Genomic DNA, 23,767 nt, shown 5'->3' with positions numbered 1-23,767 from the left:
CTGACCCTTCAGGATCTGCGGACAAGCCTGTGGCCAATGCTGTGGACAATTCAGAGGATATTTTCGATGGCCCCGGCGATCGCCTCCGGCTTGACATTGGGGGCGAAGCGACGAACCACGCGGCCGTCGCGCCCGATCAGGAATTTGGTGAAATTCCACTTGATCTTTTTCGTGCCTAAAATCCCCGGCGCGCTGTCCTTCAGCCAGTTCCAGAGTGGATCGGCATCCGGGCCGTTAACCTCGACCTTGGCCATCAGCGGAAAGGACAGGCCGAAATTGACGCGGCAGAATTCCCCGATCTCCTCCGCGCTGCCCGGCTCCTGCCCGCCGAACTGGTTGCAGGGAAAGGCGATCACCTCAAACCCGCGCGCGCCATAATCGCGCCACAGCTTTTCCAGCCCGTCATATTGCGGCGTAAACCCGCATTTGCTGGCCGTGTTCACCACCAGCAGCACCTTGCCCAGTCGATCAGCCAGCGAGATGGTTTCGCCATTGGGGAGATGCGCGGTGAAATCGGCAATCGTCTGGGGCATCGGGGGATCCTTATCTGTCCAGCAAGGCGTCAAGATGGCGGCGAATGCCCGGCCATTCAATGTCCAGGATCGAATAGACCACCGTATCGCGCCGCCGTTCGCCATAATCGGGATCGTGCATGACATTGTGACCGCGCAGGATGCCATCCTGTTTGGCCCCGATCCGCTCGATCGCGCGGCGGCTGGCATGGTTGAGGACATCGGTGCGGATCTGGACACAACAGACGCCCAGAACATCGAACGCATGGCCCAGCAGCAGTTTCTTGGCCTCGGTGTTCAGCCCGGTGCGCCGCACGCGGGGCGCATAGAGCGTGGTGCCGATTTCCACCCGGCGCGCGGCTGCGTTCATCCGCATATAGCGCGTGGTGCCAGCCACCACGCCATCGGCGTCCAGCACCGCAAAGACCTGCGCCCGGTCCGCCGCCGTCTCGGCCTCTGCCCGGTCCAGCCAGCTGTCGATGGTTTCGGGCGTGGGCAATCCGCCCGCAAAGGTTCGCTCAAAACCCGTCGACAAGGCCGCCAGCAGATCGTTCCGATCGGCGCGCTGCAGCGGGCGCAAGGTGACATGGCGCCCGCGCAGCACCGGCACTTCGGGCCAGTGGCTCACGCCCTATGCCGCATGGGGGAAATCGGCGCGCGCAAAGAGTTCCATGATTTCATCGGCCTTCATCCGGTGGTCGCCCACCCGCTCGATCTCGTAACGCTGCCGCTCGGGCGCATCGAGCAGGGCAATATATCGCACCAGATCAGCCAGAGAACCACGCCGCACCGTCTTCAACTCGTCCAGCAGTCCGCCGCCGTCATTGGCCAGATGCAGCGCCACCGTTTCCTGCCAGTCGATCAGTTTGGTCATGGATCTCTCCTTATCTTGCGCCTTACCAACCCCATGTGGGAGACGCGACATTAACCTTCAAGCGGTTTGTTCAGAATTGGGCGCGCACTCATTATGCAGCCGTCCCTCGTGCAATCGCAAGACGCGATCCATACGCAGCGCCAGCCGTTCATTATGCGTGGCGATCAGCGCCGCCGCCCCGCTTTCGCGCACCAAACGCAGGAATTCATCGAACACGCGGTCGGCGGTCGCCTCGTCCAGATTGCCGGTGGGTTCGTCGGCCAACACGAGACGCGGGCGATTGGCCAGCGCGCGGGCCACGGCCACGCGCTGCTGCTCGCCGCCCGACAATTGGTTGGGGCGATGCGTCACGCGCGAGGAAAGGCCCAGCGCGCCCAGCAATTCGTGCGCCCTGCCTTCGGCCTCGCCCTGCGCATGGCCGGCCACCAGTTGCGGCAGCACGACATTTTCCATCGCCGTGAAATCGGGCAGGAGATGGTGGAACTGATAAACAAAGCCGATGGAGGAGCGGCGCACATCGGTGCGCTGATCGCCGTTCATCGCGCTGGCATCCTGCCCCGCCACCTCGATCCGCCCGCCAAAGCCGCCCTCGAGCAGGCCGACCGCTTGGAGCATCGTCGATTTGCCCGAACCCGAAGGGCCCAGCAGCGCGACGATTTCGCCCGGCATGATCGACAGGTCAATGCCCTTCAAGACCTCGATCCGCACCCCGCCCTGTTCAAAGGCCCGCGTCAGGCCGGTCAGTTTCAGAACCTCACTCATAACGCAGCACCTGCACCGGGTCCGTGCTCGCCGCCTTGAAGGCCGGGAACAGGGTGAACACAAAGGACAGGCCCAAAGCCATCGCCACGATCCCGATCACCTCGACCGGATCGGACCGGCTGGGCAATTCGGTCAGGAAGCGGATCTTGGGGTCCCACAATTGCTGGCCCGTCACCATCTGCACGAAATTCAGCACATTCTGGCGATAGAACAGGAAGACAAAGCCCAGCACCAGCCCCGCCCCGGTCCCCAGCGAACCGATCACCGCGCCGATGGTCAGGAAGATCTTCATGATGGACCGCCGCGAAGCGCCCATCGTGCGCATGATGGCGATATCGCGCGTCTTGGCGCGCACCAGCATGATGAGGCTGGACAGAATGTTGAACGAGGCCACCAGCACGATCAGCGAAAGCACCACAAAAGTCACCACGCGGTCCACCGCCAGCGCGTCGAACAACTGGGCATTGATGGTTTTCCAATCGGTGATCGTCGCTTGGCCCGCCAGTTTCTTGCCCAAAGGCGCCAGCATTTCGGCGGCCTTGTCGGCATTGTCGGTCTTGACCTCGATCATGCCGATGGAATCGCCGGTCAGCAGCAGCGTCTGCGCGTCCGCAATCGGCATAATGACAAAGGCATTGTCATAGTCATAGATGCCCACCTCAAAGATCGCGCCTACCTGATAGGCGACCTGACGCGGGACCGTGCCGAAGGGCGTGTCGCGCCCGGTGGGGTTGATCACGGTGATGCTGTCGCCAACCCGCGCGCCCAGGCTTTCGGCCAGGCGCGCGCCGATGGCCACCATGCCGCTGTCGGGCGTGATGGCGTCCATTGATCCGGAAATGACCTTGGACTTCATCGCGGCAATATCGGGCGCGGTCTGTCCGCGCACCAGAATGGCCTCGACCCGCCCATTAAAGGTGGTCAGCAGGGGCTGTTCGATCAGCGGGCTGGCCTTGACCACGCCGGGCGTGGCGCGGACATCCTTGAGCACCTGCTCCCAATTATCGAGTCGCCCGCCATAGGCCTGAATGATCGCATGGCCGTTCAGCCCGACGATCTTGTCCAGCAGCTCTGCGCGAAAGCCGTTCATCACGCTCATCACCACGACCAGCGCGGCCACCCCGAGCGCGACTGCCACAAGGCTGATCCCGGCCACAAGGGCTATAAAGGCCTCGCCGCGCCCCGGCAGCAGGTAGCGTTTGGCCACTGTCCATTCAAAACGATTGAGAATCACGGAATTATTGCGCCTGTTTGCTGCGGCCCACCCGGGCGTCCGACGCAGGATTTAGGCGCGCCGCGCCAAGCGCGCAACGTGCAATCCCCCGATGGCGACAAAACACAGCGCAGCACAGAGGATTCTCGCCATTCGCAATCCAGCCTAAAGACGAAATTAACCCTTATATACGTACATTCCTCGTCCATGAGATTACGCATCCCGCCTATCCATGACCGCACACCTCCCGGCTTTGCCATTCTGGGGCTGGTCTATTTCCTGTGCGCGCAACTGGGCACCAGTTTTGCCCAGATCGACCATGGCAACAGCTTTCTCTGGCCCGCAGGCGCGGTGCTGACGGCATCGCTGGCCACGGTATCGACGCGGGTGTGGTTTTCGCGGGTGGCGGCCTGTGCGCTGGCTTCGATGCTGGTGACGGGCATATGGGGCGCGGGCTGGGTGGCGGCGCCGATCATGGCGCTGGCCCATATGTCCGAAGCGGTGGCGGCCTCCTTGCTGATGCGCCGCCTTTTGCCCAAGACCGAGCTGGTGGGGTCGCTCAACTGGCTCATGGGCCTGCTCTTTGGCGTTTCGGTCTGCACGCCTTTGCTGGGCGCCGGCATCAGCCTGATCGGCCTGTCGATTGCCGGGCATGGCGAGGCTCTGCAGAATTTCCGCAACTGGTATTACAGCCACAGTCTGGGGCTGATGATCTTTCTGCCCTGTTTTACCGTGCTGGCCCATTCCCAGCGGCGCGGGCGGCGGTTTCTGTTCGACCGCCCGCGCTGGCCGGTGGCGCTGGGCTTTCCCATGGCGATGGCGCTGGTGGCCACGCTCTGCTTTGCCCAGACGATGATTCCGGTGCTGTTTCTGCCCATCCTGCTGCTGGTGGTCTCAACGGTGTTTGTGGATCTGGCCACGCTGTCGCTGATGTATGTCATTCTGGCAGTTATCGGCCTGTGGTTCGTGCGCGGGGGCGACAGCACGCTGGCGCTGTCGGGCCACAGTATCGGGCGGCAGTTGCAGTTCCTTCAGGTCTATCTGGCCTCCACCGCCCTGGCCATCATGCCTGTGACCAGCGCGATCCAGCATATGCGCCACCTGCTGGCCCGCCTGCGCGAGAGCGAAACGCGCTATCGCCTGCTGGCGGAAAATTCGACTGACATCATTCTGTCCAGCGACACGATGGGCAAGATCCGCTTTGCCTCCGCCTCGATCGAGCAGCTTGCACAGCAGGAGCCCAAGCGCCTGATCGGCCATTCGGCGCTGCGGCTGGTGGCGCCGCGCCATCGCCGGGCGGTGATGGATGCCTATCGCCGCGCGCTGGCGGCCAAGGGCAATGCGGTCGAGGTCGAATTTCTGGGCAAGCCGCGCAAGGCCGCGCCGCGATGGTATGAGGCGCAGATGCGCGCAGTGCTGGATGAGGCCGGACAGGTCGAGAGCGTGGTCAGCGTGGTGCGCGATATGTCCGAGCGCAAGGCCTATGAAAATGCGCTGGCCCGCGCGGCGCTGACGGACGAGCTGACCGGCCTGCCCAATCGGCGCCTGTTCCTCGATACGATCAACGGCTGTATCACGCGAGGGCAATCGGGCTGCGTGGCGCTGATCGACCTCGATTTCTTCAAACAGGTCAATGACCGCTATGGTCATGCGGCTGGCGATGCGGTGCTGCGCACCTTTGCTTCGGTGGCGCGTCAGGGCCTGCGCGGCACCGACATGCTTGCGCGCATCGGGGGCGAGGAATTTGCCCTGCTGCTGCCCGGCGCCAGCATCGAGGTGGCCGAACGGATCTGCGCCCGCCTTGGCAAGACGCTGGCCCATGCCGCCACGATTTACGACGGCCATGAGATCTATATCACCACCAGCATCGGCCTTGCCCGCCTTGGCACCTGCGCCGACAACGCCATGGCGGAGGCCGATCAGGCGCTCTATGCCGCCAAGGGAGCGGGCCGGGACCGGCTTTCCATCGCGGCTTAATCATATGTGATGCACCGGGGCCTTGCTTTCGGGGGCAACAAGCGCCAAATGCGCCCCGCCCCGCGCCGCCTCGGCGCATTGTCATCGAAGAGTCGCATCCACCCGCATGACCAGCATCAGCCAACACGCCGCCCCTTCCGACGCTTTCCGCGATGAAACCCCATGGGATGTGGGCGATGACGGAGATACGCTGCATGAAGAATGCGGCATTTTCGGCGTCATCGGCGCGCGCTCGGCCTCCTCGGTTGTGGCGCTTGGCCTTCATGCGCTGCAGCATCGCGGTCAGGAAGCCGTCGGCATCACCAGCTTTGACGGCGGCGAGTTCTTTTCCCATCGCGGCATCGGCCATGTCGCGCATGTGTTCAAGAATCAGGATATCTTTGCCGACCTGCCGGGCATGATGGCTTCGGGCCATGTGCGCTATTCCACCACGGGCGGCTCGGGCCTGCGCAATATCCAGCCGCTGTTTGCCGATCTTGCCGACGGTGGTTTTTCCATCGCGCATAACGGCAATATTTCCAATGCGATGACGCTGAAGCGTGATCTGGTGCACAAGGGTTCGATTTTCCAGTCGACCTCTGACACCGAGGTCATCATCCACCTCGTCGCCACCAGCCGCTATCCCACGCTGCTCGACCGTTTCGTGGATGCGCTGCGCCTGATCGAGGGCGCCTATGCGCTGATCTGCACCACGCCGGCGGGCATGATCGCCTGCCGCGATCCGCTGGGCATCCGCCCGCTGGTGATGGGCCGCATCGGCAGTTCGGTGGTGTTTGCCTCCGAAACCGTGGCTCTCGATGTGGTCGGCGCCGATTTCGAACGTGAGGTCGAGCCGGGCGAGCTGCTGGTGGTCGATCACAATGGCGTGATTTCCAGCCACCGCCCGTTTGGCGATCCTGCGCCGCGCCCCTGCATCTTTGAGCAGGTCTATTTCAGCCGCCCCGATTCGATCCTGGGCGGCCAATCGGTCTATCAGTCGCGCCGCCAGATCGGTGTCGAACTGGCCAAGGAAGCGCCTGCGGATGCCGATCTGGTCGTGCCTGTGCCCGACTCGGGCGTGCCTGCCGCCATCGGCTATGCGGCCGAAAGCGGCATTCCCTTCGAATTGGGCATTATCCGCAGCCACTATGTCGGCCGCACCTTTATCCAGCCGGGCGACAGCAAGCGCCATGCCGAGGTGAAGCGCAAGCACAACGCCAACCGCGCACTGGTGGCGGGCAAGCGCATCGTGCTGATCGACGATTCGATCGTGCGCGGCACCACCTCGCTCAAGATCGTGCAGATGATGCGCGATGCGGGCGCCTCCGAAGTGCATATGCGCATCGCCAGCCCGCCCACCGACCACTCGTGCTTCTATGGCGTCGATACGCCCGAGCGCAGCAAGCTGCTGGCCGCGCGGATGGATCTGGAGGCGATGGCCGATTACATTCAGGCCGACAGCCTTGCCTTCGTTTCCATCGACGGCCTCTATCGCGCCGTGGGGCAGCAGGATCGCAACGCGAAGTGCCCGCAATTCTGCGACGCATGTTTCACCGGCGAATATCCCACCCATCTGACCGACTATGACGCCGATGCGGTAGCGGGCGAGACTGAGGCGTAAACCATGGATCTGTCCGGCAAGATCGCTTTGGTAACCGGCGCAAGCCGAGGGATCGGCTCGGCCACGGCGCAGGCTCTGGCCGCGGCGGGCGCGCATGTCATCATCACAGGCCGCGATGTGAAGGCGCTGGAAGGCGTTGAGCAGGCGATCCACGAGGCGGGCGGCACCGCCACCATCGCCCCGATGGACCTGCTCGAACATGACGCCATCGCGCGCCTGGCCGAGGCCGTGGCGGGGCGCTGGGGGCGGTTGGACGTGATGGTGATCAACGCGGGCATCCTGCCCACGCTGATGCCGGTCGTCGATATTGACCAAAAGGCGCTGGGCAAGGCAGTTTCGACCCATCTGCTGGCAACGCAGGCTTTGCTGGCCGCCTTTGATCGCCTGCTGCGCAAGAGCGAGGCCGGGCGCGTGATCGGCCTCACCACGACGGTGGCGACTCAGCCGCGCGCCTATTGGGGCGCCTATGCCGCCACCAAGGCCGCGCAGGAGGTCCTGCTCGACTGCTATGCGCAGGAGGTGGCCAATATTTCCTCGGTCCGCGTGGCGATTGTTAATCCCCGCGCGACCCGCACCGCGATGCGCGCCAAAGCCTATCCGGGCGAAGATCCCAAGAGTGTCAAAGACCCATCGGTCGTGGCCGATGCGGTGGTCGGATTGGTCGGGCAGGATTTCGTCAGCCCGCACCGGATCACCATTAACTAAGATCGGCAACGCTTAATTCATTGCATTTTGCAAAGATGCCTGTGTCGCGGATTACCATCGGCGACCGGGCATAGCGTATTTTGTGCGAAGCGCTGCTGCCCGATCTCTATAGCAGGCGCGACGGGTGGCCGTTCGTGGACATGCCCCTCGCCGCGAACCCCCGCCCGGTCGCGCCTGCTTTTTCCTTCAGCCCTTGATAGCCCGATAGGCCGCCAGCGCCCTTTCGCGCCCCTCGACATGGGCGACAATCGGCATCGGATAGGCGCAGCGGCGGCGGGTGATCGGCGTGGGATCGTGGATCTCGCTCTCATCCAGTCCGGCCAGTTCCGGCACCCAGCGGCGGATATAATCGCCCGCTTCGAATTTGGGGCTTTGCGTCAGGGGCGCCATGATGCGGGTGAACTGGTTTGCATCGACGCCCGATCCGGCCGACCACTGCCAGTTGACCGCATTCTGCCCATAATCGGCGTCGACCAGCGTATCCCAGAACCACTGCTCGCCATGCCGCCAGTCGATCAGCAGATGTTTGATGAGAAAGCTGGCCACGATCATCCGCACGCGATTGTGCATCCAGCCCGACACCCACAATTCGCGCATCCCCGCATCGACAATCGGGTAGCCGGTCATGCCCCTCTGCCATGCTTTCAGATCATCGGGGGCGTCGCGCCATGGCATGGCCTCGAAATCGGGCTTGGCTGAATGGGCGCCGTAATCGGGAAATTCGGCAATGATATTCTGCGCATAATCGCGCCAGCCCAATTCGGAAAGGAACACATCGACCGATCCTCCCTGATCCATCGCCGCATGCCACAGGGTTGCGGGGCTGATCTCGCCAAAGGCCAGATGAGGCGAGAGGCGGCTCGTGCCGGGGCGCGAAGGGAGGTTGCGGCGCTCCTCATAAAGGTTCGAGCGGGGGAGGAAGGCGTCGAGGCGATCCTGTGCGCCGCCCTCGCCCGGCGTCCATTCCGCGCGGAAGCCCGGCGCCCAATCGGGGCGCGTGGGGAGCAAGGTCCAGTCGCTGAGATCATCGCTGGCTGGCCATGTTTCCGGCGCAGAAATCTTTTCGGGCGCGGGGGCCGGTTCTGCAGGCGGCATCCGCATTTGCACCTGACGCCAGAACGGCGTGTAGATCCGATAGGGCGTCCCCGCCCCGGTCGTCACGCTACCGGGAGGGATCAGGAAATTGCCGTCATAGAGATGCAGGTCCAAACCCTTGCGCCTGATCGCCTTTTCCGCATTCAGCCACCATGGCTCGTAATGATGCAACCCGTGAATTTCGCGCGCGCCCGTTTCCTGCGCCAATTGCGCCAAAACTTCGGCCGCCGCGCCGCGCCGCAGGATCAGGCGGCTGCCCAAGGCCTCAAGATCGCGCGCGAGGCTTTTGAGCGAGCCATGCAGCCACCAGCGCGATGCCGCGCCCATTTTGCGGTGCTTGGGCGTTTCATCATCCAGCACATAGACCGGAATCACCGGCGCGCCGGACTGTGCCGCCGCCACAACCGCCGACTGATCGGCAAGGCGAAGATCACGGCGGAACCAGAGGAGGATGGGTTGGGTCATCCTTCGGAGGTAGCGCGAATTTATGGGCTTAGAAGATGGTAGAAGGGGAAGTTTTTATAAAGGGCCTCCGGCGGGCAAAGGGCGGGGGCCCTTTGCAATCCCATTATGGGGTGGTGTTTTATCCGCGGCGTGCCGCCATGATGATAAAAAGCCTGCGGCGCTTAACTAAAGGCGCCGCAGGCTTTCAATTTCAAACGCTGCAAGGGTCAGCCTTGGCCGCACCTCTGGCGCTAACCAGTAAAGGGATTGCAAAGGGTCCGAGACCCTTTGCCCGCCGGAGGCATCACCCCAAAATCAAACCCCCGACAAAGGCCCCTGATCTTCCGGCTGCACCGTCCAGGTCTGTCCCTTGGCGAGCAGCTTGGCGAGGTTGGCCACCTTGCCTTCGCGCGCCACGGCGTCCTGACCCAGCAGCGCCGATTCATAGGTCGGGCGCGGATCGTCATAGATCACGCCCAGAGCGACCGGGAACAGCGCCATCGGCAGTTCGACCAGCATATGCGCGATCGAGCGGTTCTTGACGTCATGCACCAGCACGCCCGCCGCCTTCCAGTCACCATCGACGACATCGACGATTTCCAAATGCAGGCGATCAGTATTCAGGCGCAGACCCTGCGTACCCTTGTTGAACAGCATCGGCTCGCCATCCTTCAGCCAAAGCTGACGGGTGTCGGCCACCGCCTTTTCGGTGAAGTCGGCAAAGCGGTCCTTGTTATAGACGATGCAGTTCTGGAAGATTTCCACGAAAGCCGCGCCCTGATGGGCATGAGCGGCCTTCAGCACTTCGCCCAGATTCTTCGACGTATCGAAGCCGCGCGCGATGAAGCGAGCGCCCGCGCCCAGCGCAAAGGCGCAAGGCTGCATCGGACGGTCCACGCTGCCCAGCGGGGTGGTCGGGCTGTTGGTGCCTTCGCGGCTGGTGGGCGAATACTGGCCCTTGGTCAGACCGTAGATCTCGTTGTTAAACAGCAGGATCTGCGAATTGATGTTGCGGCGCAGGAAGTGCATCGTGTGGTTGCCGCCGATGGACATGCCATCGCCGTCGCCCGTCACCAGCCAGACGTCGAGTTCGGGATTGGCCAGCTTCAGCCCCGTGGCAAAAGCAGGCGCGCGGCCATGGATCGTGTGGAAACCATAGCTCGACACGTAATAGGGGAAGCGGCTGGAGCAGCCGATGCCCGACACGAACACGGTCTTGGCCGGATCCGCGCCCAGTTCGGGCAGCGTGCGCTGCACGGCCTTCAGGATCGCATAGTCGCCGCAGCCGGGGCACCAGCGAACTTCCTGATCCGATTCCCAGTCCTTGAGGGTCGTCTTGATGGCAGTCATCTCGTTCATCTTCTATCCCCTCAAGCCAGAGCCGCTTCGATCGCGGCTTCGATTTCCGCGATGGTGAAGGGCTGGCCGGAAACCTTGTTCAGCGGACGCGCATCGACCAGATACTGATCGCGCAGCACGGTCTTGAGCTGGCCCGTGTTCATTTCGGGCACGATGATCTTGTCATAGCCGCGCAGCAGATCACCCAGATTGGCGGGCATCGGCCAGACATGGCGGATATGGATATGCGACACGTCCAGACCCTTGGCGCGCGCGCGGCGCACGGCCTGATGGATCGCGCCATAGGTGCTGCCCCAGCCGACCAGCGCCAGCTTGCCATTGGGCGTGCCCTGCGAGACTTCCTGCGCGGGGATGTGGTTGGCGATGCCATCGACCTTGGCCTTGCGGGCGTCGGTCTGCAACTGGTGCGTGGCGGGCGAGTAATCGAGGTCGCCGGTGTCGGGCGCCTTCTCGATGCCGCCGATGCGGTGCATCAGGTCCGGGGTGCCGGGCTTGATCCACGGACGCACGCCATTTTCATCGCGCTTATAGGGCAGAACCTTGCCATCAGGATTGTTGTTTTCCTGCAGGAACTTGGCCGGGAACGGCGTGAAACCTTCTGGATCAGGCACCTTCCACGGTTCGGCAGCATTGCCGATATAGCCGTCGGTCAGCAGCATCACCGGCGTCATGAACTGCACCGCCAGACGGCATGCCTCGATCGCGCAGTCAAACGCATCGGCGGGCGAACGCGCGGCGATGACGGGCAGCGGCGTGTCGCCATTGCGGCCATAGACCGCCTGATAAAGATCCGACTGCTCGGTCTTGGTCGGCAGGCCGGTCGAGGGGCCGCCACGCTGCGAATTGACGATCACCAGCGGCAGCTCGGTCATCACCGCAAGGCCGATAGCCTCGGTCTTGAGCGCGATGCCCGGACCTGAGGAAGACGTAACGCCCAGCGAACCGGCATAGGAAGCGCCGATCGCGCTGGCGACAGCGGCGATTTCGTCTTCGGCCTGGAAGGTCGTGACGCCAAACTCTTTCAGCTTGGCCAGATTATGCAGGATGGCCGAAGCGGGCGTGATCGGATAGCCGCCAAAGAACAGCGGCAGTTCGGCCAGCTGCGCACCGGCAATCAGGCCAAGGCTGATGGCATCCGCGCCCGTGATCGTGCGATAGAGGCCCGGCGTCTGGGGCGCGGCCTCTATGTGCAGTTTCTTGACCTGACCACCGATTTCGGCCGTCTCGCCATAGGCATGACCAGCGTTCAGCGCGGCGATATTGGCGTCGGCGAGCACCTTGTTCTTGGCAAACTTGGTGTTGAGCCAGTCGATCAGCGGCTGACGCGGACGGTCGAACATCCAGAGCGCCAGACCCAGCGTCCACATATTCTTGCAGCGCAGCGCTTCCTTATTGCCAAGGCCGAAGGGCTTGACCGATTCCATGGTCAGCTTGGAAATGTCGAAAGCCAGCAGGTTCCACTTGGCCAGGCTGCCGTCTTCGAGCGGATTGCTCTCATACTTGGCCTTTTCCAGGTTGCGCTTGTTGAACTCGCCCGAGTCGGCAATGATCAGGCCGCCCGCCTTCAACTGACCCACATTGGTTTTCAACGCGGCGGGGTTCATCGCCACCAGCACGTCGGGCTGGTCGCCCGCGGTCGAAATCTCGGTGCTGCCGAAATTGATCTGGAAGGCCGAAACACCGAACAGCGTGCCTTGCGGCGCGCGGATTTCCGCCGGAAAGTCCGGGAACGTGGCAAGGTCATTGCCCGCCAGCGCGGTCGAGAGCGTGAACTGCCCGCCCGTCAACTGCATGCCGTCGCCCGAATCGCCCGCAAAACGCACCACCACCGCTTCGGGTGTGTTGTCAGTCGAACGCCCTTCGTTCGCGCCCGCTTCCAGAACAGTAGCCATCATCGTCCTTCCATACCCGGCCCGAACCGCTGCTGCTTTCGCGCCGAAGGTGATCGCCCTTGGCGCGGCGGCGTCGCATGTGCAATCGAGAAAAACTGTCAGCACAAAAACGCATCGTTGGCTTTTGATGCGCTATCCGGCCGACAACCCTTAACGCCGCCCAAAGAGCCGACATGCGCACGGACCTGTCGCAATTGCCCAAAACCTGTTGCGGGCTCTAGTCAAGCGGCAATCGCGATTCTATTGCCCCGCGCCCTCACCTTTTCCCCTTTGACGGTGCGGCCAAGACGACTATCCTGCCGCCCTGCAACAATGAAAGCCTGCCTAAACCCATGACCGATCTTGCTTCCCTGCCCTATCGTCCCTGCGTTGGCGTGATGCTGGTGAATGCCCATGGCCGGGTTTTCGTCGGCCGCCGAATCGATCAGCGTGAAAGCGAAGTCGATGGCGAAGGCGATTTCTGGCAGATGCCTCAGGGCGGAATCGACCCCGGCGAGGAATTGCGCGCCGCCGCCTTTCGCGAACTGGCCGAAGAAACGGGCGTGGGCGAGGCCCATGCTACGATTCTGGCCCAGACGCGCGAGGAATTGCTCTATGACCTGCCCGATCACCTGATCGGCAAGCTGTGGAAGGGCAAATATCGCGGCCAGCGTCAGCACTGGTTCCTGATGCGCTTTAACGGCCACGACGACGACATCGACCTGAACGCGCATGAACCGGCCGAATTCAACGCATGGAAATGGGCCGAGGCCGATCACCTGCCCGACCTGATCGTGCCGTTCAAAAAGCGCGTCTATCGCGCCGTGCTGGAAGAATTTCGGGCGCTGATCTGATCAATTGGTCGCAGGGGCCGGCTTGGCGGCAACATCGGCCGTACTGGCCACCTTGGCATTGGGCAGCGCGGCGGGCAAAGGTCCCTTGGCAATGGCCGCGATCAGGCGGTTCGCCGCATCGCTGCCCTTGCCGCCGAGATTCTCTATCTTGGTCAGATTCTCGCGCGCCTTTTCCACCGCGCCCTTTTCGGCCAGCGTTTCGCCCTCGCCGCCCATGGCGTCAATATTCTGCGGATCGCGGCTCAGCACGGTGCGGTAATAATGCAGCGCCTTGCCCTGCATCCCCTGCATCCGCGCGGCCTGCGCCAAAGATATGGTGATCCGGCTCGATCCGGGCTGAATGGCCAGCGCCGCTTCAAAGGCATCGGTGGCCTTGTCCACATCCCCCGCGTTCAACGCCACGCGCCCCGCTTCCTCCAGCACCGCCGCGCGCGGGTCGAGCACCTCGACCGGAGCCGAATGGCTGCTGCTGGCCGCCACGGCCAGTGCCAGCGAGAGGGCAGCCGAGACGGGGGCAAAACGCATGACTATTTCCTTGGCCGAAACGGGGCGAAACCGCCGGATATCAGGGGAGGCTTCGAACATGACAATCTTGCTACCAAAGGCTTGCGCTTACAACAAGCGGGCGCTGGCAACAAAGAAGCCGTCTGTGCCATCATGGGCCGGAGAAAGGCGGATTCCGGCGCCGCGCACCTCGCCCGCGCCCAAATCCAGCGGCATTTGAACCATGGCGGGATGGCGGGTCAGGAATGCGGCAAACTGATCCGCGCCCTCCTCGTCCAAAAGCGAGCAGGTGACAAAGACGATCCGCCCGCCCGGTTTCAGCAGCCCCACCGCCAGATCGAGCAGGCGGGACTGGATCCCTGCGATCCGGCCCAGTTCCGCCTCGGTCAGACGCCAGCGCGCCTCGGGATTGCGCCGCCATGTACCGGTCCCGCTGCAAGGCGCGTCGATCAGCACCGCGTCGGCCTGCCCCATCAGCGGGGCCAGGGCCTCCGCCTCACGGTTGGGGTTCATCAGGATCGTTTCGGCAATCAGCGCCCCCGCCCGCTGCGCGCGCGGCGCCAGACGGGAAAGCCTCGCCCGGTCCACATCGCACGCTATCAGCCGCCCCCGATTACCCATCGCAGCGGCCAACGCCAAAGTCTTGCCCCCTGCACCGGCGCACAGGTCGATCACCGTCTCGCCCGGCTGCGCCTTCACCGCGCCGCAGACCAGTTGCGAACCGCCGTCCTGCACCTCGATCTGCCCTTGCGCATAGGCGTCCCAGCCCTCGACTGGTGTATTGGCGGGGAAACGCAAGCCTTGGGGCGCGAGCAAAGCCTCGCCCGTTTCCGGCAAGGCCAACGAGGCGCGATCCGCCTTGAGCGCATTCACGCGCACATCCAAAGGCGCGCGGTCCAGCAAGGAAAGCGCGTCAGCCCCGCCCACGCCGCCCGCCGCCAGTCGCTGCGCCAGCCAGTCCGGGGCGACCCCGCCCTGCGCCACCTCTTCCGACGGATCAATCGGCGCCGGTGCATGACGCCCGCCATCGAACAAAGCCGCCAGCGCCTCATCCCCCTGCGCCACGCGCAGCATCGCCGCACGCCCGCTGGCTGGCACCGGGCCGCAGGCGCGGATCGCGCCATAAACCAGTTCGCGCACCGCCCGTCGATCCTTGCTGCCCGCAAAGCGGCGCGTGCGGAACCATTCGGTGATGATCCGATCCGCCGGAGCGCCCTGCCTGCGCGCCGCCGTAATCACCTCATCAAGGATCTCGATCGCGGCCTGAACACGGGCTTGAGGGGTCATGGTTTCGAGGCTTCGCCTTTTTGGGGTTTTAAAGAAGGATTGAATGCGAGGGACTAGTCCCTCGCGCTCCCATTACTGTCTTCGTTGCGCCACGGGTTTGCCGTCCGGTGTCGGACGCACCGTTCCAATTTGAAAGCCTGCGGCGCCTTTTGCTAGCGCCGCAGGCTTTCAAAAATCATCACACAATCTGGCCCCCATCATCCCCATAATGGGATTGCAAAGGGTCGAAACCCTTTGCCCGCCGGAGGCATGAACCCAAAAAAATCAACGCGTCGGATAATTCGGCGCCTCACGCGTGATGGTCACGTCGTGAACATGGCTTTCCTTGAGCCCTGCGTTGGTGATCTGGACAAAGCGCGCCTTCGTGCGCAGTTCCTCAATCGTGGCGCAGCCGGTATAGCCCATCGCCGCCTTCACGCCGCCGACCAGCTGGTGGATGACATCCTTGGCCGGGCCCTTATACGGCACCTGACCTTCAATGCCTTCGGGCACCAGCTTCATCTGGTCCTTGATGTCCTGCTGGAAATAGCGGTCGGCGCTGCCGCGCGCCATGGCGCCGACGCTGCCCATGCCGCGATAGGCCTTGTAGGCGCGGCCCTGATAGATGAAGGTTTCGCCCGGCGCTTCTTCCGTGCCCGCCAGCAGCGAGCCGACCATCACCGTCGAGGCACCAGCAGCCAGAGCCTTGGCCGCATCGCCCGAGGTGCGCAGACCACCATCGCCGATCACCGGCACGCCCGCATCACGCGCGGCGCTGGCCGCTTCCATGATCGCGGTGAGCTGGGGCACGCCCACACCCGCCACGATGCGCGTGGTGCAGATCGAGCCAGGCCCGATGCCGACCTTGACCGCATCCGCGCCCGCGTCGATCAGCGCCTTGGTCGCTTCGGCCGTGGCGACATTGCCTGCCACCACCTGCGCATGGGGATACAGCTTCTTCACGCGCTCGACCGAGCGGGCAACGTCGCGGTTATGGCCATGGGCGGTGTCGATGATCACCACATCGCATTCCGCCTCGATCAGCGCCGAGGTGCGTTCAAAGCCCTTTTCGCCCACAGTCGTCGCAGCGGCCACGCGCAGGCGACCGGCGGCATCCTTGGTCGCGGCCGGATAGGTCACGGCCTTTTCGATGTCCTTGACGGTGATCAGGCCGACGCACTTATAGGCGTCGTCCACCACCAGCAGCTTTTCGATGCGGCGCGCGTGCAGCAGCTTGCGCGCTTCGTCCTGATTGACGCCCGCGCGCACGGTGGCGAGGTTTTCATGCGTCATCAGTTCGCGCACCGGCTGGGCCGCATTGTCGGCAAAGCGCACGTCGCGGTTGGTCAGGATGCCCACCAGCTTGCCGCTGGCCTCGACCACGGGAATGCCGCTGATGCGGTTGGCCTGCATGATCGCGCGCGCTTCGCCCAGCGTGGCGTCGGGGCCGACAGTGATCGGATTGACCACCATGCCGCTTTCAAAACGCTTGACCGCGCGCACGGCGGCCACCTGTTCCTCGATGGTCAGATTGCGGTGCAGCACGCCGATGCCGCCCATCTGCGCCATGACGATGGCCATATCGGCCTCGGTCACGGTGTCCATCGCCGACGAGATCACCGGAATATTGAGCGCAATGCCCTTGGTCAGCCAAGTGCGCGTATCGGCCATGGAGGGCACGATGTCGCTTTCGGCAGGACGCAGCAGCACGTCGTCGAAGGTAAGGCCGAGAGAGATGTCCATGATCGCCACGCTGAATTCCCATGCTGAAGGGCGTTTGATGAATCCGCCCATCGATTCGTGGCGGCCCATGTAAACAAGCATGGCGCAAAGGGCTAGAGGGGAGTTCAGGCTGTTTTCATGACATTGCGATTTTTGTTGGCCGCGCTTTACCGCGCCGGGGTCAGCGCCACCGCCGTGCAGACCTGATCGCGCCCATTGCGCTTGGCCTCATACAGGGCCTCGTCGGCATGGATCAGCGAACCGGTCAGATCGCCCTCGACCCAGCGGCAAACGCCGCCCGAGAAGGTGATCGGACGCCCCTTGATCCGGCCGATCGGGTCGCCCTGCATTCGCCACGCGATGCGTTCGAGCGCCCAGCACGCCTCGGTTTCGATCACGCCATTGAAGAAGACGACGAATTCCTCGCCGCCCCAACGCGCGACAATATCGGCCCGCCGCGTCTGTTCCGACAAACGCCCCGCCAGCGCGCGCAGCACGCGGTCGCCTTCATCATGACCCATCTCGTCATTGACCTGCTTGAAATAGTCAATGTCGAGAATGGCAAAGCAGCCATGCCGCTGAGACGCAGGCAAGGAATTGATCTTCTTCATAAAACCGCGCCGGTTCAAAATGCCGGTCAGCATGTCTTCATGCGCGACCAGATCCAGTTCGCGCATCGTCTTGTCGGTCGAACGCCGCGCGCGATGGACGCCATTGTACAGCTTCTGGATCAGATCCTGCGCGCGCGACATATCGTGCCCGCCCTCACCTTCCTCCTCGCCATCCTGGTCGCCCAGCGCATCAGCCAGTTTCTCGATCGGCGCCAACAGCGCACCAATGCCCAGCAGCGCCAGCACCGTCCCTGCCGCCGTGGCCGTCAGCAGGAGCCAGAAAGCCACCGCAGCGATCCGCCCCGTGGCCAGCCCCCAGACCGTATAAGCCAGCAAAGGCACATGCGTGGCCGCAAAGCACAGGAAAAAAATCCGCATCCGCAAGGAGCGCGGAAAAATGAACGAGGTGGCAAGATAGAAATTCATGGCAACCCCTTTTCCCCCGGCGAAAGCGGCAAGTTTCTTGGAGCGATGATTCGTATAACTACTGATTAAAAAGGATGATCAAGACTGGTTAACAATTCACCATACATTCTTAGCCCTGACCATCAAAATCCGGCAATTTCAAAGCAAAACAGCGCGCCGGGCGATTGGCCCGACGCGCTGTTTTCATCCCGTCCGGGACAGGTCAGAAATTCAGGCGGCGCATTTGATGAATTTGCCCTTGGCGTCCTTGCAAGGCGCCTTCTTGGCCGGGGCCATCGCGGGGGCAGCGGGCTTGGCGGCGGCGGGCGCCATGGCGGGCTTCATCGTCGGGGCTGCGGGCTTCATGGCCGGTGCGGCAGGCTTCATGGCGGGAGCAGCGGGCTTCATCGCCGAGCCGGCCTTGGCCTTGGATGGCATCGCGCCGGGCGTACCGCACTTGGCGAACTGACCCTTGGCGTTGCGGCACTGTTCAGCTTGCGCGCTGGCGGGCAGCGCAACCAGAGCCATCAGAGCCATCGGCAAAAGCAGCTTTTTCATACAATCCCTCCTCGTCGCAGGTTACGACTTGCCTTGGATATGCCCGGCCCGATTGGCCGTCAATGAACCACCCGTTCACGGCACCGAAAGCTTCAGCGTGTGCCCGCTACCACCGTGGCCGGAAAGCGTTTGGTATCGGCAAAATACTGCACCAAGGCGACATGAAAAGCCACATCTTCCGCCGCCCCGCCCAATTCGAGGCCCGGCTTCACCACGTCTTGCGGGCGGTGATAATCGGTGTCGAAATATTTCTCGAGCCGCGCCAGATCGCCATAGGCGCTGGTCACCATCACAGCGGGCAGATCATGCGACATCAAGGCCCAGCCATCCTGACGACGGATATAGCGGTTGGGCTCATCCGACATGGACAGCTTGCGCTTCTGTTCGCGCGCCACCGTGGCGATTCCGGTATCCAGCACCGTCATCCCGCGCCCCACGATCCCCACCGGCGTTCCGGCAGGCGCAATCGCCACCGAGTCGATATTGAAAGCAGCCACGATATTCTTGAGCGGCAGCGGCGGGTTTTCCGCAAAAGCCTCCGCCCCCAGCAGGCCGATTTCCTCGCCCGTGGTGAAAAGCACGATCACATCGCGCTCCATCCCGCCTGGCACCTTCATCAGCCGCCGCGACACCTCCAGCAAGGCCGCGACCCCGCTGGCATTGTCCACCGCGCCGTTGCAGATCAGATGTTCGGCGGGCGGGCTGGCGCATTGGCCGAAATGATCCCAATGGGCCAGCAGCAGCACCGCGCCGGATCCCGGCTTGCGCCCCGGAATGCGGCCGATCAGATTATGCGTGCGGATGCTGGTTTCGCGCGTCGTCGCTTCGAAACTGGCCGAAACGTCGAGCAGATGGGGCGCGAAATCGGGCCTGTCCGCCTCGCGCCTCAGACTGGCCAGATTGTCAGGCACACCCGCCAGCGCCTGCTCAAGCCCCTCGGGTGAGAGGAACCCCTCCATATCGCCCCCCAGCGCCTCGCTGGCCAGCGCATAGCCCTGACGTCGCCGCCGCTCGGCCACACCGGCCAGCGTGCGCTGACCATCCAGCACCGTGACCACCGCCGCCGCCCCGCCTGCCAGCAAGGCGTTCTGGCGCAGCGACGCATCCGGCCCATAGGGCGCCTCTTTGGCCCCCAGTCCGCCCTGATCGTCGAGCAGCAGCGCCACCCGCCCCGCCAGTTCCGCGCGCGGCGGCACGACATTGCCCCGCCCGACAAAATAGAGCGGCGCCCCCTGAACCAAGGCCCGCCGCCCCGAGGTCAGCAGCAGCGCCTGATCCTGATCAAAGGGCACGACGCGCCCTCGCCGCGAGAAACGCGCCACACTGCCCGCTGGTTCGCGCGCGACCAGTTTGACCGGGGCATACCAGGGATTGGCGGGCTGATTCGTGCCCGACACCAGCCCCATCTCGAACAATTGCCGCCCGATATAGCGCAAGGTCTTGGCCTCGCCATCGGTGCCCGGTTCGCGCCCGCCGTAATCGTCGCTGGCCAGCACGCGGATATGCTCGAGCAATTGCGCCTCGATCTGCTTCTCGCTCCTGCTGTCGGTGCGGGCAGCGGCGGGCATCGCACAAAAAGCGGCCAGCAACGCGGCCACAGGCGGCACAATGCTGCGCCGCCATCTGCTGTCTGTCGCTACTCGGCCTCGTGTCATCGCAGCCCAGCCTACACAGAACGCTTTGACCCGCAAGACCGGCGATGACGCCAAAATGGGGAAAATTCCGAAAGTTGCCTCCACGCATCATCGCGCGCTTGCAAGGCTGGGGGAAAATCCCGATCTAGCGATGCAAGGAACAGGAAGAGTTTCATGCGACTTGACGATTTCGACCCCAATGATGTGGACATCGAGGATCAGCGCGGTCGTGGCGGTGGTCTGGGGGGCGGCTTCGGCTTTGGCGGGGGCGGCCAGGGGTTGCAACTGGGCGGCGGCGGACTGGGGATCGGCACGATCGCGGTCCTGATGATTGGCGCATGGATGCTGGGCTTCAACCCGCTCAGCGTGCTGGGTCTGGCGGGCGGCGGCCCGGTCGGCGCGCCGGTGGCGCAGCGCCCCGTGGCCAGCGGCAGCGATGCGGCCAGCAGTTGCACGGTGGATGCGGCAAGCCGGGAGAGCTGCAACGCGCTCTCCTCGCTCAACAAGACATGGCGCGGGCTGTTCGAAGGGCGCGGGCATACTTTCACACGCCCTCGCCTCGTGTTCTATTCTTCGCGCGGATCCTCGGGCTGCGGCGCGGCGCAGAGCGCGATGGGGCCGTTCTATTGTCCCGCCGACCACGGAATCTACCTCGACACCGACTTCTATCGCCAAATGGATACCGAACTGGGCGCGACCGGCCAGTTTGCGCGCGATTATGTGATCGCCCATGAATATGGCCATCATGTCCAAAGCCTGCTGGGCACCTCGGCCAAGGTGCAGGCCCAGCAGGAGCGCAATCCTGACGCCGCCAACCCGCTCTCTGTGCGACTGGAGCTTCAGGCCGATTGCTATGCCGGGGTCTGGGCCGCGCGCAACCGCGACCGGCTGGAAAAGGGCGATATGGAAAGCGGGCTGAATGCCGCCCATCAGATCGGCGACGATACGCTGATGAAATCGGCAGGGCGCACCCCGGTCGAAGCCGCCTTCACCCATGGCTCCTCTGCCCAGAGGATGGAATGGCTGCGGCGCGGCATGGAGAGCGGCGATCCGGCGAAATGCGATACATTCGGGGCGGTGAAGGGATAAGCGCCACCTTTTGCCGTCTCGCGCGTTCCCATGGATGAGAGGAACGCAACAGCGGGACCAAGCCCATGACTCTTTGCCGATTGATCGCGATTGCCCTGATCCCGCTGCTCGCCACGCCGCGCTCGGTTCAGGCCCAGACGGCCAGCCCCAGCCCCAAGCCGCCACCGCCCGTCACCCGCGCCGCGCCAAGCGTTGAAGATGTTGCGACCACGCCGCTGAGCGACCTCAACATCCGCAAAAAGGGGGTGCCCGACATTCTGGTCCGCGCGCAGGCCGCCCCTTATGGACTGAGTGGCATGAGCCGCTGCCCGGCGCTGCAAAAAGAAGTCCGCCAACTCAGCGCTGTGCTGGGCGAGGATGTCGATGCCGCCCGGCGCAGCGGGCGCAAGGTCATCCCCGGCAAGGTGGCGCAGGATCTGGTCGGCGGCATCCTGCCCTTTCGCGGCATTGTCCGCGAGATCAGCGGGGCCAATGCCGAGAACCGGGCATTGCAGCAGGCAATCTATGCCGGGTTTGCGCGGCGGGCCTTCCTGAAGGGCGTGGGGTTGCAGAAGGGTTGCGGATATCCGGCGCGGCCGGGGTAAGGTTTTAAAGAAATTGGGCCTCCGGCGGGCAAAGGGCGACGACCCTTTGCAATCCCATTTTTGGGGTGGTGGGAGGTTTGACAGATTGTGTGATGAATTTGGAAAGCCTGCGGCGCAGAAGCATCAGGCTGATTGGCGCCGCAGGCTTTCAACATCAGACGCCGCGTCCGACACTCATTGGCCGCGCTTTTGGCGCAACGCATACAATAATGGGAGCGCGAGGGTCTAGACCCTCGTATTCAACCCTACTTCTAAAACAAAAAAGCCGAAGGCTCCTCGCCCCCGGCTCTTTTGCATTTCAATCCGAAACCGGCGTCTTAGTAAACGCGCTTCTTCGGCTTGATATATTCGACGTCGTCGGTCAGCGTGTATTCGTGGACCGGACGGTAGTCGAGCTTGACGTTGCCGCCCTTGCCGCCCCAGCCGTCGAACCAGCCCACGGTGTGCTTCATCCACTCGCCATCGTTGCGATCGGGGAAGTCTTCGTGAGCGTGCGCGCCGCGCGATTCCTTGCGGGCGTGCGCGCCATGCAGCGTGACCGAAGCCTGCGAGATCAGGTTGTCGAGTTCAAGCGTCTCGATCAGATCCGAGTTCCAGATCAGCGAGCGGTCCTTGATCGCGATGTCCTGCATCTTGTCATAGGTCGCGGCCAGCTTGGTCTTGCCTTCAGCCATCAGCTCATCGGTGCGGAACACGGCGGCGTGGCCCGACATGGTGCGCTGCATCTCGGTGCGGATTTCCGCGGTCGAGCTGCCGCCCTTGGCGTGGCGGAAGTGATCCAGACGGGTCAGCGCCAGATCGGCCGAGTCGGCGGGCAGTTCGCCATGCGCCATGCCCGGCTTCACGATTTCCTTCAGGCGATGGCCGGTTGCCCGGCCAAACACCACCAGGTCGATCAGCGAGTTCGAGCCAAGGCGGTTCGCGCCATGGACCGACACACAGGCCGCTTCGCCCACCGCGAACAGGCCCGGAACCACATGGTCAGGGTTGCCGTCCGGCCCGATGGTCACGACTTCGCCGTGATAGTTACAGGGAATGCCGCCCATGTTGTAGTGCACGGTCGGCACCACCGGCAGAGGCTGGCGGGTCAGGTCGACACCGGCAAAGATCTTGCCGCTCTCGGTGATGCCCGGCAGACGCTCAGCCAGCACCTTGGGATCGATGTGATCGAGGTGCAGATAGATGTGGTCGCCATGCGGGCCAACGCCGCGGCCTTCGCGGATCTCCAGCGCCATCGAACGCGAAACCACGTCACGCGAGGCCAGGTCCTTGGCCGAGGGAGCATAGCGTTCCATGAAACGCTCGCCCTGCGAGTTGGTCAGATAACCGCCCTCGCCGCGCGCGCCTTCGGTGATCAGCACGCCCGCGCCGTAAATGCCGGTCGGGTGGAACTGCACGAATTCCATATCCTGCAAGGGCAAGCCCGCGCGCAGAACCATGCCGCCGCCGTCGCCGGTGCAGGTATGGGCCGAGGTGGCGGTGAAGTACGAACGGCCATAGCCGCCCGTGGCCAGCACAACGGCATGGGCCTTGAAGCGGTGGATCGTGCCATCATCGAGACAGATGGCAATCACGCCACGGCACTGACCATTTTCCATGATCAGGTCGATGGCAAAATATTCGATGAAGAAGTCGGCGTCATACTTGAGCGACTGCTGATACAGCGCGTGGAGCATGGCGTGGCCGGTACGGTCGGCCGCGGCGCAGGTGCGCTGGACCGGCGGGCCTTCACCCATGTTCTGCATGTGGCCGCCGAACGGGCGCTGATAGATCGTGCCGTCGGCGTTGCGGCTGAAGGGCACACCGGCGTGCTCCAGCTCGTAAACGGCCGCAGGGGCCTCGCGCACCATATATTCGATGGCGTCCTGATCGCCCAGCCAGTCCGACCCCTTGACGGTGTCGTACATGTGCCAGGTCCAGTGATCGGGCGTGTTGTTCTTGAGCGAAGCGGCGATACCGCCCTGTGCGGCCACGGTGTGGCTGCGGGTGGGGAACACCTTGGTGATGCAGGCGGTCTTGAGACCGGCTTCTGCGCTGCCCATGGTGGCGCGCAGGCCGGAGCCCCCGGCGCCGACAACCACGGTGTCGTAGGTATGGTCGATGATCTTGTAAGCAGGCGCGGACATTA

The 23,767-nt window shown here is 63.6% G+C and carries 21 protein-coding genes; 6 read left to right on the top strand and 15 right to left on the bottom strand.

Going from position 1 to position 23,767, the window contains the following annotated elements; all coding sequences use genetic code 11:
- Positions 1 to 50: 50 nt before the first annotated feature.
- From FHW92_RS17390 to FHW92_RS17370, 5 genes are read right to left on the bottom strand one after another with little or no spacing between them, the layout of a single operon-like run.
- The gene (locus FHW92_RS17390; RefSeq protein WP_168604543.1) at positions 51 to 533 is read right to left on the bottom strand and encodes a glutathione peroxidase; all 483 of its coding nucleotides are present in this window, start codon (positions 531 to 533) and stop codon (positions 51 to 53) included.
- A 10-nt stretch (positions 534 to 543) separates the two neighbouring features.
- A complete protein-coding gene (locus tag FHW92_RS17385) occupies positions 544 to 1,140 on the bottom strand; it encodes a GNAT family N-acetyltransferase (RefSeq protein ID WP_349237705.1) in 597 nt (198 codons plus the stop codon).
- Positions 1,141 to 1,143: 3 nt separating this feature from the next.
- Positions 1,144 to 1,386 (bottom strand): hypothetical protein, encoded by a 243-nt coding sequence (locus tag FHW92_RS17380; protein WP_168604542.1) that lies wholly within the window; start codon positions 1,384 to 1,386, stop codon positions 1,144 to 1,146.
- Positions 1,387 to 1,443: 57 nt separating this feature from the next.
- A complete protein-coding gene (locus FHW92_RS17375) occupies positions 1,444 to 2,148 on the bottom strand; it encodes an ABC transporter ATP-binding protein (RefSeq protein ID WP_168604541.1) in 705 nt (234 codons plus the stop codon).
- Positions 2,141 to 3,382, bottom strand: coding sequence for a lipoprotein-releasing ABC transporter permease subunit (locus FHW92_RS17370; protein WP_168604540.1), 1,242 nt, complete (start codon positions 3,380 to 3,382; stop codon positions 2,141 to 2,143). The genes FHW92_RS17375 and FHW92_RS17370 overlap by 8 nt, the downstream gene beginning before the upstream one ends.
- A gap of 186 nt (positions 3,383 to 3,568) precedes the next feature.
- Between FHW92_RS17370 and FHW92_RS17365 the strand changes: the two genes are divergently transcribed.
- From FHW92_RS17365 to FHW92_RS17355, 3 genes are all read left to right on the top strand, one after another.
- Positions 3,569 to 5,338 (top strand): sensor domain-containing diguanylate cyclase, encoded by a 1,770-nt coding sequence (locus tag FHW92_RS17365; protein ID WP_168604539.1) that lies wholly within the window; start codon positions 3,569 to 3,571, stop codon positions 5,336 to 5,338.
- 106 nt (positions 5,339 to 5,444) lie between these two features.
- Entirely contained in the window at positions 5,445 to 6,938 is a 1,494-nt protein-coding gene (gene purF, locus FHW92_RS17360; protein WP_168604538.1) for an amidophosphoribosyltransferase, read from the top strand.
- Between the two features lie 3 nt (positions 6,939 to 6,941).
- Positions 6,942 to 7,643, top strand: a complete 702-nt coding sequence (locus FHW92_RS17355) for an SDR family NAD(P)-dependent oxidoreductase (RefSeq protein WP_168604537.1) — start codon at positions 6,942 to 6,944, stop codon at positions 7,641 to 7,643.
- Between the two features lie 186 nt (positions 7,644 to 7,829).
- Here FHW92_RS17355 and FHW92_RS17350 read toward each other — a convergent pair whose 3' ends face one another.
- The 3 genes from FHW92_RS17350 to FHW92_RS17340 all read right to left on the bottom strand — a co-directional run bounded on the left by FHW92_RS17350 (position 7,830) and on the right by FHW92_RS17340 (position 12,433).
- A complete protein-coding gene (locus FHW92_RS17350; RefSeq protein ID WP_168604536.1) occupies positions 7,830 to 9,203 on the bottom strand; it encodes a deoxyribodipyrimidine photo-lyase in 1,374 nt (457 codons plus the stop codon).
- A 294-nt stretch (positions 9,204 to 9,497) separates the two neighbouring features.
- Positions 9,498 to 10,541: a 2-oxoacid:ferredoxin oxidoreductase subunit beta gene (locus FHW92_RS17345; RefSeq protein WP_168604535.1), complete on the bottom strand. Its 1,044-nt coding sequence runs from the start codon at positions 10,539 to 10,541 to the stop codon at positions 9,498 to 9,500.
- 11 nt (positions 10,542 to 10,552) lie between these two features.
- Positions 10,553 to 12,433 (bottom strand): 2-oxoacid:acceptor oxidoreductase subunit alpha, encoded by a 1,881-nt coding sequence (locus FHW92_RS17340; RefSeq protein WP_168604534.1) that lies wholly within the window; start codon positions 12,431 to 12,433, stop codon positions 10,553 to 10,555.
- A 332-nt stretch (positions 12,434 to 12,765) separates the two neighbouring features.
- On the opposite strand from FHW92_RS17340, the gene FHW92_RS17335 reads away from it, so the two are divergent.
- A complete protein-coding gene (locus FHW92_RS17335; protein ID WP_168604533.1) occupies positions 12,766 to 13,266 on the top strand; it encodes an RNA pyrophosphohydrolase in 501 nt (166 codons plus the stop codon).
- Here FHW92_RS17335 and FHW92_RS17330 read toward each other — a convergent pair whose 3' ends face one another.
- The 6 genes from FHW92_RS17330 to FHW92_RS17305 all read right to left on the bottom strand — a co-directional run bounded on the left by FHW92_RS17330 (position 13,267) and on the right by FHW92_RS17305 (position 19,900).
- Positions 13,267 to 13,851 (bottom strand): tetratricopeptide repeat protein, encoded by a 585-nt coding sequence (locus tag FHW92_RS17330; RefSeq protein ID WP_168604532.1) that lies wholly within the window; start codon positions 13,849 to 13,851, stop codon positions 13,267 to 13,269.
- A 27-nt stretch (positions 13,852 to 13,878) separates the two neighbouring features.
- The gene (locus tag FHW92_RS17325) at positions 13,879 to 15,057 is read right to left on the bottom strand and encodes an RsmB/NOP family class I SAM-dependent RNA methyltransferase (RefSeq protein WP_168604531.1); all 1,179 of its coding nucleotides are present in this window, start codon (positions 15,055 to 15,057) and stop codon (positions 13,879 to 13,881) included.
- 264 nt (positions 15,058 to 15,321) lie between these two features.
- Positions 15,322 to 16,779 (bottom strand): IMP dehydrogenase, encoded by a 1,458-nt coding sequence (gene guaB / locus FHW92_RS17320; RefSeq protein WP_168604710.1) that lies wholly within the window; start codon positions 16,777 to 16,779, stop codon positions 15,322 to 15,324.
- Between the two features lie 146 nt (positions 16,780 to 16,925).
- Positions 16,926 to 17,795, bottom strand: a complete 870-nt coding sequence (locus tag FHW92_RS17315; protein ID WP_168604530.1) for a GGDEF domain-containing protein — start codon at positions 17,793 to 17,795, stop codon at positions 16,926 to 16,928.
- A gap of 210 nt (positions 17,796 to 18,005) precedes the next feature.
- A complete protein-coding gene (locus tag FHW92_RS25570; RefSeq protein ID WP_210428565.1) occupies positions 18,006 to 18,332 on the bottom strand; it encodes a hypothetical protein in 327 nt (108 codons plus the stop codon).
- A 92-nt stretch (positions 18,333 to 18,424) separates the two neighbouring features.
- Positions 18,425 to 19,900, bottom strand: a complete 1,476-nt coding sequence (locus FHW92_RS17305) for a M20/M25/M40 family metallo-hydrolase (RefSeq protein WP_246870239.1) — start codon at positions 19,898 to 19,900, stop codon at positions 18,425 to 18,427.
- 240 nt (positions 19,901 to 20,140) lie between these two features.
- Between FHW92_RS17305 and FHW92_RS17300 the strand changes: the two genes are divergently transcribed.
- Together FHW92_RS17300 and FHW92_RS17295 are read left to right on the top strand one after the other, a co-directional pair.
- Positions 20,141 to 21,055, top strand: coding sequence for a neutral zinc metallopeptidase (locus tag FHW92_RS17300; protein WP_168604528.1), 915 nt, complete (start codon positions 20,141 to 20,143; stop codon positions 21,053 to 21,055).
- Between the two features lie 65 nt (positions 21,056 to 21,120).
- On the top strand, positions 21,121 to 21,639 hold the full coding sequence (locus FHW92_RS17295) for a hypothetical protein (RefSeq protein WP_168604527.1): 519 nt from the start codon (positions 21,121 to 21,123) through the stop codon (positions 21,637 to 21,639).
- Positions 21,640 to 21,956: 317 nt separating this feature from the next.
- Here the strand turns inward: FHW92_RS17295 and sdhA are convergent, their stop codons facing one another.
- Positions 21,957 to 23,765 (bottom strand): succinate dehydrogenase flavoprotein subunit, encoded by a 1,809-nt coding sequence (sdhA, locus tag FHW92_RS17290; RefSeq protein WP_168604526.1) that lies wholly within the window; start codon positions 23,763 to 23,765, stop codon positions 21,957 to 21,959.
- Between the last annotated feature and the right edge of the window lie 2 nt (positions 23,766 to 23,767).

The organism is Novosphingobium sp. SG707 (genome assembly GCF_012275515.1).
In the GTDB taxonomy this organism is placed as follows: Bacteria; Pseudomonadota; Alphaproteobacteria; order Sphingomonadales; family Sphingomonadaceae; genus Novosphingobium.
The sequence above is the reverse complement of the archived record's forward strand: the minus strand, read 5'-3'. Positions and strand labels throughout refer to the sequence as shown.

Bases quoted from the DNA above. Each gene is read 5' to 3' on its own strand.
- FHW92_RS17315 (WP_168604530.1), bottom strand. From the start codon at position 17,795: ATGAATTTCTATCTTGCCACCTCGTTCATTTTTCCGCGCTCCTTGCGG.
- sdhA (WP_168604526.1), bottom strand. From the start codon at position 23,765: ATGTCCGCGCCTGCTTACAAGATCATCGACCATACCTACGACACCGTG.
- FHW92_RS17350 (WP_168604536.1), bottom strand. From the start codon at position 9,203: ATGACCCAACCCATCCTCCTCTGGTTCCGCCGTGATCTTCGCCTTGCC.
- FHW92_RS25570 (WP_210428565.1), bottom strand. From the start codon at position 18,332: ATGAAAAAGCTGCTTTTGCCGATGGCTCTGATGGCTCTGGTTGCGCTG.
- FHW92_RS17295 (WP_168604527.1), top strand. From the start codon at position 21,121: ATGACTCTTTGCCGATTGATCGCGATTGCCCTGATCCCGCTGCTCGCC.
- FHW92_RS17375 (WP_168604541.1), bottom strand. From the start codon at position 2,148: ATGAGTGAGGTTCTGAAACTGACCGGCCTGACGCGGGCCTTTGAACAG.
- FHW92_RS17300 (WP_168604528.1), top strand. From the start codon at position 20,141: ATGCGACTTGACGATTTCGACCCCAATGATGTGGACATCGAGGATCAG.
- FHW92_RS17380 (WP_168604542.1), bottom strand. From the start codon at position 1,386: ATGACCAAACTGATCGACTGGCAGGAAACGGTGGCGCTGCATCTGGCC.
- FHW92_RS17330 (WP_168604532.1), bottom strand. From the start codon at position 13,851: ATGTTCGAAGCCTCCCCTGATATCCGGCGGTTTCGCCCCGTTTCGGCC.
- FHW92_RS17305 (WP_246870239.1), bottom strand. From the start codon at position 19,900: ATGCCCGCCGCTGCCCGCACCGACAGCAGGAGCGAGAAGCAGATCGAG.
- guaB (WP_168604710.1), bottom strand. From the start codon at position 16,779: ATGGACATCTCTCTCGGCCTTACCTTCGACGACGTGCTGCTGCGTCCT.
- FHW92_RS17390 (WP_168604543.1), bottom strand. From the start codon at position 533: ATGCCCCAGACGATTGCCGATTTCACCGCGCATCTCCCCAATGGCGAA.
- FHW92_RS17365 (WP_168604539.1), top strand. From the start codon at position 3,569: ATGAGATTACGCATCCCGCCTATCCATGACCGCACACCTCCCGGCTTT.
- FHW92_RS17335 (WP_168604533.1), top strand. From the start codon at position 12,766: ATGACCGATCTTGCTTCCCTGCCCTATCGTCCCTGCGTTGGCGTGATG.
- FHW92_RS17340 (WP_168604534.1), bottom strand. From the start codon at position 12,433: ATGGCTACTGTTCTGGAAGCGGGCGCGAACGAAGGGCGTTCGACTGAC.
- purF (WP_168604538.1), top strand. From the start codon at position 5,445: ATGACCAGCATCAGCCAACACGCCGCCCCTTCCGACGCTTTCCGCGAT.
- FHW92_RS17355 (WP_168604537.1), top strand. From the start codon at position 6,942: ATGGATCTGTCCGGCAAGATCGCTTTGGTAACCGGCGCAAGCCGAGGG.
- FHW92_RS17325 (WP_168604531.1), bottom strand. From the start codon at position 15,057: ATGACCCCTCAAGCCCGTGTTCAGGCCGCGATCGAGATCCTTGATGAG.
- FHW92_RS17345 (WP_168604535.1), bottom strand. From the start codon at position 10,541: ATGAACGAGATGACTGCCATCAAGACGACCCTCAAGGACTGGGAATCG.